The sequence below is a fragment of the Methylobacter sp. genome (assembly GCF_004322395.1).
In the GTDB taxonomy this organism is placed as follows: domain Bacteria; phylum Pseudomonadota; class Gammaproteobacteria; order Methylococcales; family Methylomonadaceae; genus Methylobacter_A.
Map to the genome: position 1 here is coordinate 1 of NZ_SCTW01000101.1, position 12343 is coordinate 12343.

Genomic DNA, 12343 nt, shown 5'->3' on the forward strand with positions numbered 1-12343 from the left:
TTGAAGATGTGTTAGAGCAAATCGTTGGCGAGATTGAAGACGAGCACGACGAGCATGAAGACGAAGGTTATATATTTCAGCGCAGTTCAAGTGAGTATATGATTAAAGCGCTGACGCCGATGGATGAGTTTGACGAATACTTTTCCACGCATCTGGCAACGGATGAATATGACACCGTTGGCGGTTTTATTGTCAGTCAGCTTGAACATATGCCGAAAAAAGGTGAGAGCCTTGTTGTAGATTCAATGAGATTTGAAGTCGTTAGAGCGGATAGCCGACGCGTACATTTAATAAAACTAAAAATAATTGAGTAGTTAAAAAGCCGGCAAGGGACAGGCGTAGGTTTTTGGTAGGTCGTTTATGATAGAAATTACGCATTGATAGATAATGTAAAATCTGAAGATTAAACAGCCGTAGTCAACGAAAACCTCCGCACTGATAAAAAATAAACCGTCCTACAGCCCGTTGCACTTTACAATGTACATAGGGCTTCTAAACATGATTTGCCGGATCGGATAAAGGCTTAAAATGCCTGATGCAAGGGCGACCGGATCGATCACCCTTTATAGAAGAGACGTTGCGCTAACGCTTCTACGCGCAAAACTTCTCAATCCGGGCAAGAATGCCTTGGGTATCCAGACCGCACAGCGACAGCAATTCCTCTCGGGTACCTTGCTCGACAAAGCTGTCCGGCAGGCCGATATTCAACACCGGCATCAGGATTTGTTGCGCTTGCAGGAAATCGTTGACGGCACTGCCCGCACCACCGGCGAGTACGTTTTCTTCGACGGTAATCAGTACGTCGTGGCTCTTGGCTAATTCAAGTACCAGTTCGGTATCGATAGGTTTGACGAAACGCATGTTGACAACGGTTGCGCCGAGTTGTTTGCCCGCTTCCATAGACGGGGTTACCATGCTGCCCCAAGCCAGAATGGCAATACGGCTACCTTGGTGACGAATTTCTGCCTTACCCAGCGGCAATGCGGTCATTGTTTTGTTGATCGCAGCGCCGGGGCCTTTGCCACGCGGATAACGCACCGAGGCTGGGCCTTGATGCATAAAGCCGGTATAGAGCATTTGCCGGCATTCGTTTTCATCGGCTGGGGCCATGACCAGCATATTCGGAATGCAGCGCATGTAACTGTAATCGAAACTACCGGCATGGGTCGGACCGTCGGGGCCGACTAAACCTGCGCGGTCCAATGCGAATAACACATCCAGGTTTTGGATTGCGACATCATGAATCATCTGGTCGTAAGCCCGTTGCAGGAATGTCGAATAAATCGCTACGACGGGTTTGGCGCCTTGGCAAGCCTGTCCTGCGGCAAGCGTTACCGCGTGTTGTTCGGCAATCGCGACATCGAAATAACGCTTTGGATAACACTCCGAAAATTTGACCAGCCCCGAACCTTCACGCATAGCCGGAGTAATGCCTAATAAACGCTCGTCTTGTGCCGCCATGTCGCAGAGCCATTCGCCGAATACTTCAGTGTAAGTCGGATGCGGGGAGGGCGCTGATTTGGGCAGGCAATCCTTGCTGGGATCGAAAGCCGGTACGCCATGATAGGCCAACGGATCTTTTTCTGCAGGCGGGTAACCCTTGCCTTTTTGGGTGACGATATGCAAAAAGCGCGGCCCGGTAATATCTTTTAGGTTTTCCAGCGTGGATACCAGCATGTCCATGTCATGCCCGTCAATCGGGCCGATATAGTTAAAGCCCAGTTCCTCAAACAAGGTGCCCGGTACAATCATGCCTTTCATGTGTTCCTCGGTGCGTCGCGCCAGTTCCCAGACGCTGGGTATGCTGCTTAAAGCTTTTTTGCTGCCTTCGCGCATTGAGGAATAAAATTTGCTGGACAAAATCTTGCTCAGGTAATTATTCATCGCGCCGACCGGCGGCGAGATCGACATGTCGTTATCGTTCAGGATCACCAACAAATTAGCATCCAGCGCGCCTGCATGATTCATTGCTTCAAACGCCATGCCGCCGGTGATGCTGCCGTCGCCGATGATCGCGACCATTTTCTTGTCTTCGCCTTTTAACTCGGACGCAATCGCCATGCCTAAGGCTGCGCTGATCGACGTGCTGGAGTGGCCGACGCCAAACGCATCGTATTCGCTCTCAGCCCGGCTCGGAAATGCCGATACCCCGTCTCGGGTTCGAATGGTGGTCATCCGCTCTTTGCGTCCGGTCAGAATTTTGTGCGGGTAAGCCTGATGGCCGACATCCCAAACCAGCTGATCGGAAGGCGTATCGAATACGTAATGCAAGGCTATAGTCAACTCAACCGTACCTAAACCTGCGGAAAAATGGCCGCCGGAAATGCTCACGGTATGGGTTAAATAGTCGCGCAGTTCTTTTGCCAAAGGCTTAAGCTGGTTTTTCGACAGCTTGCGCACATCGGCAGGGGTATTGATGTCTTTGAGCAGAGGGTAGTTATGTAATGTATTCATATTAGTAAAGAGGTTCGCGATAGAACATCAGGATGATGCCAATCTGAAACAGGGCGGCAACAGAAATAAAACCGGCAATATCCTTGCCTGGTCTGTCCAGTTTTAATTCCAGCCAACGACCGCTGGCCAGAATGAGGGAAAAAATCCCCATCATGGTATGGCCGACCTGGATAAGGAAGGCACTTTTGGGTTGAAAGCCTACATGGGAATGGGTAAGCAGCATTAAACCGCCAAAAGCCGCCAGCAACGGGAAAACAAAAGGCAGTTTGCTGTCCGGGTTTTTGGTTATCCGGGCGCTCAGTTCAATAATGCCGAGCACAAACACCAGTAAGGTCGCAATCCGGTGCTGCAATACTTCGCCGTTATTAAAAGTACTCTCCCAGAAGCCTATCGGACCCAAAGGCCAAGTTTCCGCATCGCTACGAAAAAACAGGAAAATGCCAAGCAGGACAAAACCCAGTGGCCAGTATTTGAATTTCTCAAAGCCGGATTTTTGCACGTAAGACAGCATTGCAAAGAAACTCATCACAGTCAGGAAAATGCCGGAGATGTTATGGTTATAATTCGACCATTCGGTGGCTGCTAGAGAAGGCACTTGGCCGACAATTGCCACACGGCCCGCTTCACCCGCGATTAAATCGGTATGCGTGGGCGAGCTGGTTCTTGGAATCTGCGGGCTAAAAGTGTTTAAAACTTCCTGCCAGCTTGCGGTCAGGTTTGGAATATCAATAGCCGGGGGCTGGGAAGCCAAGCTGGCAGCGGTAAATAACAAGGTGACCAAAACAAAGGTTTCCGCTTCAACGTAATAAGGAACGCGGTTATTTAATGCGTGACTGTTGCCGGTAATCCCGAATTTTAATACGGCGGATTTATTTAAGAAGGCAAATCCCAGCGCAATGCCCATTAAGATTATTTTTACCGTCAATAAATTGCCGTAGCCGGTGCCGATCAGGCCGTTCCAGGTATCGATATATTGCAATGCAATAGGCAAACCCGAGATCAGGATCATCGCAACCGAGGCTATGCCGAACTTGGTGAAGCGCTTAAGCATTAAAGGCCATAATCCCTCGGCAACTTGATTGCTGCTGCGTAAAAGCCAAAGGTTGACCAGTTGGAAAATGCCGCCGATCCAGGCCGCCGCGGCTACTTGATGGATGACTGTCAGCGACATCAAGGTAATCTGGTTTTCAAAGCGTCCCGCGCCATGCACCAGCCAAGCGCCGGAAATAATCATCGGCAAAGCCAGGATGCCGGCTGTTATCCAGTGCTGCTTGGAAAAAGGATTCTTGCTGAGGTATTGATAGCAGTAACCTGCCGAAAATACAGCCAATATGGTGCGTATTATGCCGCCGATGAACTGCGTTGTATCGGCAAATTCGGGAAACGGCCAGCGTTCAAGTACGCAGGTCATTAACCAAACTTTAAGGATTATTTTAAAAAACTGGGCGGCAGCGAGCCAAAAACCACCCTTATAGAGAAGAGCGATGGTTTTTTGAAGTAATACCTCTGAATACCCGTCTTGGTAATTCCACGGACGCAATACAAAAAGTCCCCAGAACAGGCTGCCGATTGCTAGCGAATAGCAAATCAGGTCAAACCCGCCGATAAGGGAATCAAGAAAATCAGCTATGCCGGCCATTGCAAGCTCCTATTTAGAAACGGAAAAATGAATAACGTCTTCTGTTAAATGACCATCGGCAGCGAAGACTTTAAATCTGAGGGCATAATCGCCTGACTCCAGTGGCGGAACCTGGATAATGATCTGGCCTTGTTTGCTGCCGGTGGAGGTTGATAGCAATTGATGTTTATCGCCTTTGCTAACCAGGAAAATCTGCGACAAACCCAGTTCAATCTGGGAATTAAACGACAGTTCGACTTTTGCCGGGGTGTTGGCATGAATGGGAGCGATTTTCAGGGAATAGTCGGTTATCACCGCATGAGCTTCAGCCCATTGAACCTGACACAATGCTAAGAACAATAAACATATTGAAATGATTTTTTTCATTACCTTTCTCCGTTTAATCACTTTTTGCCTTTTAAAGCATGACCAGCCAAATTTTTGCCTAAATCCCAGATGGAGCCGGGGATTTGGTGGGTATCGGCTATGGCTTTATCAAATGAGTTGACTATGGTGTCTCGGTCTTTTTGGGTTAAGTTCAACGGCGGCAACAGTTTGACCACGTTCATGCCGTGTCCTGCAACCTGCGTTAAAATGTGATGTTCTTTAAATAAAGGGATAGTGATCATTTGGCAGAACAAGCCTTTATTAGCCGCCTCCAGCATTGCCCAAGCCGCTTTCAGTTTCAAGCTCTTAGGCGACTGGAATTCAATCGCAATCATCATGCCCTTGCCGCGCGCTTCTTTAAGGAATTCGTATTTCCCGGCCATCGCATTCAGGCTGTCGATAATGTCGGTGCCCACTTTCATGCTGTTTTCCACCAGTTTTTCATCTTCCATAACATGCAGCGTGGCAAGTCCGGCAGCCATTGCCATATTGTTTTTGGAGAAAGTGGAACCATGCACGACAGCTCTATCCATGCGGTTGTAAACAGTATCCATGATTTTCTGTGTCATCGCGACCCCGCCGACCGGAACAAAACCGCCGGACAGGGCTTTGGCCATGCAGATCATATCAGGCTTGACGTTCCAGTGATCGATGGCCCAGAATTTTCCGGTGCGCCCTAAGCCGGTTTGGACTTCATCGGCGACAAACAAAGTGCCGTATTTTTTGCATAAGCGTTCGACTTCCGGCAAATAATTGTCATCCGGTACATTAACGCCTTTGCCCTGAATAGGTTCGACGATAAAAGCGGCCACGTCTTTGTCGCTTAAAGCTTGTTCCAGTGCGGTAAGATCATTGAAAGGAACAGCGCTGCAACCGGGTAGTAGCGGTCCGAAACCCTCGCGGAAAATATTTTCGCCGTTCAATGACAGCGACCCCATGGTCAGACCATGATAGCCGTGTTCGCAGAAGACGATTTTTTCGCGTTTGGTGGTATAGCGGGCAAATTTGATTGCCGCTTCTACCGATTCGGTGCCGGAATTGCAAAAGAACATTTTGTTCAGGTTTTCCGGTGTGGTTTTCAGGATTTCCTGGGCCAGTAATCCGCTGAGTACCGATACATCCATTTGCACCAAGTTAGGTAATTCCAGCGTTAAGGTTTCTGTTAATGCGCTGATAACGGCCGGATGATTGCGGCCGATCGCAAATACGCCGAAACCGCTCAATAAGTCCAGATATTCCGTGCCTTCCTGGTCGTAGAGATATTGTCCGACAGCTTTTTGATAGTGGCGGTCATAGCCTATGGTCTTTAACACCCTGACCATTTGATTGTTCAAATGTTGTTCGTGCAGATCGAATTTGTCAGTGCTGTGTTGAGAAAAAAGTTCGGCGATGCTGAATGACATTAGGTACCTCAAAAAATTAAATGCTTTTGCCGCTGAAAGCAGGCAGGACTATTAAAGAACACATCACTGTGAAAGTAAGGCCTATGGCCAATACTAAACCCATGCTTGCCATACCCTGATGAGCGGTGAAAGCAAGGCTTGAAAAACTGCACAAGGTTGTTATGGAGCTGAAAATAATGCCTCGGGTGGTGCTGCTTTGCAGTAAATTTTCATCTTCACATGAACAGGAATGGTGCCTGTGCATGATAAGGATGCTGCTGTCGATGCCCATGCCGAGCAGTAAGGGCAGGGCAATGATATTAGCGAAATTGAAAGGGTTATCCAGTAACACGTTGGTTGCGCCGGTCAGCATAGCGGCAAGCAATAAGGGCATGATGATCAATAGGGTCTTTCTGATGCTTCTGTACATTAGCAATAATAACACCACAATGGCAACAAAAGCACCGCTAAAGGCTTTAATAAATGCCTTGACTATCGCATCGCCTCCGGCCTGGTTGATAATCGGAAGCCCCGACACATTACTGTCAACGGTTTGCACTTCGGTGACGAATTCTTTCAAATTGTCCGGCTTGTTTTGATCTTTTTCTGGCATGATCAGGACTCTATACAAGCCGGTAGCGCTGATCCAGTGCGATCTTATCTCCAACGGTAAATCGTCCAGCCCAAACGGTATGGCTGTCAAGCTGGTTCTAAGGCGTTCTATGGTAAATGGCAGCAAGCCTAAGATGTTTTTTTCCAATTGTATGTAACCGGCTGCCGGAGTCTGAGCGCCGTCCGCACGTTGGATAAACGTTTCGATGCGCTGTTGTAACTGCTGTAAAGTTTGCTCCGATACATTAGGGGATTTTTCAATGATGGCTTTTTTAAGTTCTTCATTGAATTTGACCAATGCGTCCCGTTGGTTTGCAGTATCGAGCGTGTTATCGAAGTTTTTAAGTTGCCCGCCCAGCATAAGATTTAAATCTTCAATTGTTGCCAGTTTTTCGTCTTGATCTTTAGCGACAAAACTCGCCAAAGTGATGGACTCGTGTACCGATGGCTGTTGCGCCAGTTGGCTGGTAATTTTTCCGGCCGCTTCAAGACTGCTTGCCAAAGCGGTTAGGGCAAAAGGAGAATCGGTTTTGGATGTTAGCAGTTCTTTGATAGTTACGACCGATTCGCTGTTTGGGTCTCTAAGGTTGATAGGATTGTAATCAAAGGTAAGATCGGTCAATACAAAGCAGGCGCCGATGCCTAGCAATATGGAGACGATTTTAATGCCCGTTGAAAAGCGAAAAGGGAAAGTGATTATAAATGCCGGAGTTAACGGCGAGCGTATCGGCTTTGCGTTATCGACAGGAAAAACGCAGAATAAGGCCGGCAATACGGTTAGTGAAATAATCAGGCCGATAAAGATGCCGCCGCCTGAAATAACGCCCAATTCGGATACCCCTGCATAATCGGTCGGTATAAACGCAAAAAAGCCGATTGCTGTGGCAAGGGCGCATAAAAACAATGATGATCCGACATCTCTGATACTGATCAGAATGGCTTCACTATTCGATAGGCCGTCCGCCTTGCCTTCTCGATAATGCAGGCAAATATGAACCGCGTAATCAACGCCAAGACCAATATATAAACTGGCAAAGGCAATCGAAATAACATTTAAATGCCCTACAGTAATGGCCGCGAACCCGGCTGTGAATATTAAGCCCATAACCAGAACGATATAGGTTGTAATCAGTAATCTTACTGATCGCAGGCCTATCCATTGGACTCCGAATACTAAAATCAACGACAACAAACCTGAGAAAGTGGCGCCTTTGGTGACGCTCTCAAGTTCTTCATGTTCCAACGCGGTTTCGCCGGTCATCCGAATTTTCAGCGACGGATTTTCTGCCATCATGGCATGACTGATTTCTCGAGCTGCCGATAGTGCGACATCAGCGGGCAGCATCTCATTAAAATGCATTTTAGGCTTGGCGATGACGATAGTCCGGTTAAGTTGGGGTTGTGCGTCTGCGCTTTTATCGTTGTTCGGCTTATTTTCGGAAAGTATGTTCTGCCAGGACAAATAGTGCGATTGACCGTATAACTGATTTTTCAGAACATCGTCGATAGCAATAAGTATCGGATTTAAGTCCATAGGCAGGGCGTTGTCATGCCGGTTAAGTGCTTGGCCGATAATGCCGAATAGGCCTTCGAGGTGATAATTCTGTGCCAGATGCCCTATAAAAGGCTGGGCATCAGTGAGTTTTTTGGCGTAATGGTCCAGATCGTTTTGATCGAGATAAAGCAGGGCCTGTTGCCTGAAAAAAGCATTGTCAGTGGGTATGTAGGCGGAGTCAAAGCGATCATTTGCTTTGCTTAACTGTTCGGCAAGTTTGCCGGCAGCCAAGGACGTTTCTTCCGGCGTTTCGGCTTCAACTGCAAAAATAATGGTAGTGGCATCCTCGGGAAATGCCTGGTTAAAGTGTGCCTGATTTTGCTGGAAAGGCAGGTTAGGCGACAGCATTTCAGCAGTGTTGGTGTTAATCTCCAAATTTTTAAGGGTGTAGTGCAAAGTCGCACCACAGAGCAACAGAGATAACAATAACAGCGTCCACGGACAGCGCATGATTTGGCGTTCGCACCAGCCGATAAGGGTGTTGAAAAAAGATGACATGCTGTTTATTGGTCTTGGCTGGGTAAAACGGTCAAATGGCCGAGCTGTTTAGCGACCAATTTTAACGTGTTTTTTGCGTTATTGAAATGCAGGCCCAGTTTTATAAGTCCCGGTAATTCGGCAGGATGTAGCGCGATAAATAATAACAATTTACCGAGTATGATGTCACCCTCATTGTTAAGCGAGTGATTGATGGCTTTGGGTAAATCCATGCTAACCGGATCGGCAATGGCCCGGATAGCTAGAAAAGGCGCATTGTGTTGCCGGGCAACTTTGGCTACGGCGATACTTTCCATATCCAATGCGACAGCGCCGGTTTGTGTATGCAGATGCTTTTTATCGTTGCCGGTAGCTACGATGTTTTTGCTTTCAGCTAAACTGCCGAGGTGGATTTTTAGAGAGGTTGAAAGTAAGTTTGCGGCATGGCTGTGCCAGTCGGAGCGAATGCCGATTTGATTACTCTCAACATCTATCAGGGTATCTGCCAAGACCAGATCGCCCGGTTTTAATGTTTCGATGAGGGCGGCGGCGCAACCCCAGCTAATCAATCGGGTAGCGCCTTGTGCGATCAATAACTCGGATGCTGTGCGTGCATTGTCGGCACCTGCGCCGGAATAGGCGAGAACGGTATTATCGGTAATAAAAACACAGCGCCCTTTATCAATTTTTTTTGAGGTCAGGGTGCTGATTTCTTCCGGTAAAGCGACGACAATGCCAGTGATCACTTGTTGTTGAGCTCGTTACGATAGCGAGCCAAGGCCCAAAGCGGGAAAAACTTGTCGTAACCGTGATATTTAAGATAGAAAACTTTCGGAAAGCCGGGCGCGGTAAAACATTCGTCATTCCATACGCCGTCGGTTTTCTGGTTGCGTAAGATGAAGTCAATGCCCGCTTTTACTTCATGGCTGTGAGCCTCGCCGGCCGCCATTAGCGCCAAAACAGCCCAGGCTGTTTGGAACGCAGTGCTGAAATGATATTTGCCGCTATGGCTAACATCGTGATAGCTGTAGTTGTCTTCACCCCAGCCGCCATCGCCGCGTTGTACGCTTTTTAGCCATTTTGCGGCTTTGGTATACAACGGGTCGGTTTTGGGTAGGCTGGTTTGCTCCAGGCCAAGCAATACCGACCAAGTGCCGTAAATGTAGTTGGTACCCCAACGACCGAACCACGAGCCGTCCTGTTCTTGTTCACTACGAATGTATTCGACAGTGCGCTCTAGCGCAGGTAAATATTCTGCGTGATCCTGCGCCACTCTAGCCATCAGCATCGCACACCGCGCGCTGACATCGGATGTCGGCGGATCCAATAACGCTCCGTGATCGGCAAACGGAATTTCATTCAGGTAATAATAAGTGTTATCGACATCGAATGCACCGTAGCCGCCGTTTTTAGATTGCATACCGACTATCCAACGGGTGGCGCGATGTATCGATTCGTCCAAATGGGGCAAGCTTGACTCCGCCATCGCAAAAGCCACAACAGCCGTATCGTCGACATCGGGATAATACGGGTTTTCAAATTGAAATGCCCAGCCGCCGCCTGCTAAGTCAGGCTTGGAAATTCGCCAGTCACCGGGTTCGTCTGATAATTGTTTGCTTTTCAGCCAGTCGTAAGCGCGAGTCAGGCTTTGGCTGTTGCTGATTTTGTCGGCTTCTTGTAAAGCCAGCGCGGCAAGTGCTGTGTCCCAAACCGGAGATAAACAGGGTTGACAGTAGGCATCATGCTCATTGATGACCAGTAGTTTGTCTATAGCTTTACGCGCAGTAACAACATGATGATGATCGGCAGGCATGCCCAGTAGCAGCATGGCTTCATAAGCGCCAACCATTGCGGGAAAAATCCCGCCCAAGCCGTCCTCGCCGTTCAGGCGTTCAATAAACCAGTCTTTGGCTTTTTTGATAGCCAATTCATGAGCCTTTTTCGGAATTAACGGGCGAGTGGCCAAGCCCAATTTATCCAAGCCCAGAAAGATTTTATTTAACAGCGTTCTTTCTGGAAAGTAATGCTTTTCTTCATCGGGATGGGTGATGAAAAGCTCCAGTATATTGATGTTATTAGGGTTTTTCGCTGTCGCTTTTAAGGTGCAAAGAATAAACAGCGGCACCATAACGGTTCTTGACCAGTATGATACTTTATCCAAATGAAAAGGAAACCAGTTGGGAAACAGCATGATTTCAACAGGAATATACGGTACACCGCGCCAAGGCAATTGCTCAAACGTTGCTAGCGCAATACGTGTAAACACGTTGGCTTTTGCCGCGCCGCCCTGACCGAGGATATAGTTTCTTAGCCGGGTCATGTGTGGGGCGTCGACAGCATCCCCGGCCATTTTTAAAGCGAAATAGACTTTAACGCTGCAACTAAGATCGCCCGCACCGCCGGTAAATAGCGGGTAACTGCCGTCTTCAGATTGGCGGGGTCTTAAATAATTGGCAATTTTAGCTTGCAGCGATTCATCGATTTCACCCAAGTAGTGCATCATCATGATGTACTCTGATGGTATCGTGCAGTCTGCTTCCAGTTCGAATACCCAATAGCCATCTTTATCTTGCAGACTTAATAATTTCTCTTGAGCTTTGTTAATGGCTTGATTGAGATTGTGGGCAAAATTGTTAGCAGTATTCGATGAGTTCGAAATAGTGCCGATATTTATCTCTGAGTTTGCTTCGTTAAACATAAGTTACGTCCTTAAAGTTTTACCGGGGCTTCTGAGGATGGTGCTGAATATGTCCAGTCGGGCGTTTTGAGCTCACGACTTGTTAAGTTGAAAAGGAAACTAAGCATAGCGTTGCTGCGTCCAGTTAACCGGGTCACAAGAATAGTAGCTTTCACACTGTTGCGAGTGATTTTGACTTGGTCGGAATTGTTGAAATTCAGATTTTGCTTGATTTTTTTTAAAGTCAAAATGGCCATGCCTAATGCCCATAGGCAGAAGTTGCGTATGCCGACCTCATGAGAGGGGAGCAATAATGTATATTTTAGTGCATTGTGCAAATGGCTATGTGCGATGCCGATCAAATGCTCTAAGCCTTTTCTAAAATTTTCGGAATGGGCTTCTCTTGTCAGGTTTTTAAGGTCGAACCCTGTTTCCGTAAAAATATCCTGTGGTAACCAACAAACGCCTCGCCCGGCATCATCCCAAATATCTTTCAATATATTGGTCATCTGCAATCCCTGACCAAAAGATACTGAGAGTGTAAGCAGTTCGTCTTTGTGCTGTGCGATTTCCGCCGAATAATGGCAAAAAAGCTTGGCTAGCATTTCTCCTACGCAACCGGCAACGTAATAGCAGTATTTATCCATGTCGGCGAGTGTCGCAAGACCACCATGCAGGTCCATGGCTTGGAAAATCGGCATACCTTCAGCCATAGTTTCTACGCAGGTAGCCAGCGCCTCAACTTGATCGACTTCAAACTTATGGGTGATTTGAATTACCCGCGGCAACACATGAATTAAAGTGTGTTCGGCGGGAATAGTTTGCTCGGAAAGCAGCGGTGCAAGTTCTACAGCAAACGGCTCAGAATTTGCTCCTGTTTTTACGATATGAATAAACTCCGAACAAAAATATTTTTTTTGTTCGGAAGATAAGGAAACTTCATCTTCTATAGTGTCGACAATGCGGCACAGCAAATAAGCGTTGGCTACTACGCTGTATAACTTTTCCGGTAACTGAGGAATGGTCAGCGCAAATGTTCTGGAGACGCCCTCAAGTAACAGTGCCTGAAATTCATCATCAGACAATTTGCTGAGTGATTTTGGGTTGTCCAAAGATATTTGAGTTTCACTCATAATATTATTTTTTAATGTTGACCTGAAAGGTAAGTTTTAAGTTAATAA

The 12343-nt window shown here is 47.5% G+C and carries 9 protein-coding genes; 1 reads left to right on the plus strand and 8 read right to left on the minus strand.

The annotated features are described in order from the left end of the window. Positions 1 to 314 (plus strand): transporter associated domain-containing protein (locus tag EPO18_RS13760; protein WP_292434129.1); only part of this gene is annotated, 314 nt, incomplete at its 5' end. Positions 315 to 591: 277 nt separating this feature from the next. Here the strand turns inward: EPO18_RS13760 and dxs are convergent. Genes dxs through EPO18_RS13800 form a run of 8 tightly spaced genes read right to left on the minus strand, consistent with a single transcriptional unit; the run spans position 592 to position 12295 of the window. Further along, positions 592 to 2454 (minus strand): 1-deoxy-D-xylulose-5-phosphate synthase, encoded by a 1863-nt coding sequence (gene dxs, locus EPO18_RS13765; RefSeq protein WP_292434130.1) that lies wholly within the window; start codon positions 2452 to 2454, stop codon positions 592 to 594. 1 nt (position 2455) lies between these two features. After that, positions 2456 to 4093, minus strand: coding sequence for a copper resistance D family protein (locus EPO18_RS13770; protein WP_292434132.1), 1638 nt, complete (start codon positions 4091 to 4093; stop codon positions 2456 to 2458). Positions 4094 to 4102: 9 nt separating this feature from the next. Then, positions 4103 to 4459 (minus strand): copper resistance CopC family protein, encoded by a 357-nt coding sequence (locus EPO18_RS13775; protein WP_292434134.1) that lies wholly within the window; start codon positions 4457 to 4459, stop codon positions 4103 to 4105. A gap of 17 nt (positions 4460 to 4476) precedes the next feature. Continuing rightward, complete coding sequence (locus EPO18_RS13780; RefSeq protein ID WP_292434136.1) at positions 4477 to 5862, minus strand: aspartate aminotransferase family protein; 1386 nt, start codon at positions 5860 to 5862, stop codon at positions 4477 to 4479. Between the two features lie 16 nt (positions 5863 to 5878). After that, the gene (locus EPO18_RS13785; RefSeq protein ID WP_292434138.1) at positions 5879 to 8506 is read right to left on the minus strand and encodes an MMPL family transporter; all 2628 of its coding nucleotides are present in this window, start codon (positions 8504 to 8506) and stop codon (positions 5879 to 5881) included. A 5-nt stretch (positions 8507 to 8511) separates the two neighbouring features. Next, positions 8512 to 9231, minus strand: a complete 720-nt coding sequence (locus tag EPO18_RS13790) for a phosphorylase family protein (protein WP_292434140.1) — start codon at positions 9229 to 9231, stop codon at positions 8512 to 8514. Beyond that, entirely contained in the window at positions 9228 to 11183 is a 1956-nt protein-coding gene (shc, locus tag EPO18_RS13795; protein ID WP_292434141.1) for a squalene--hopene cyclase, read from the minus strand. The genes EPO18_RS13790 and shc overlap by 4 nt, the downstream gene beginning before the upstream one ends. A gap of 11 nt (positions 11184 to 11194) precedes the next feature. After that, positions 11195 to 12295 carry a phytoene/squalene synthase family protein gene (locus EPO18_RS13800; protein ID WP_292434143.1) on the minus strand — a complete coding sequence of 367 codons (1101 nt, stop codon included), beginning with the start codon at positions 12293 to 12295 and terminating at the stop codon, positions 11195 to 11197. Between the last annotated feature and the right edge of the window lie 48 nt (positions 12296 to 12343).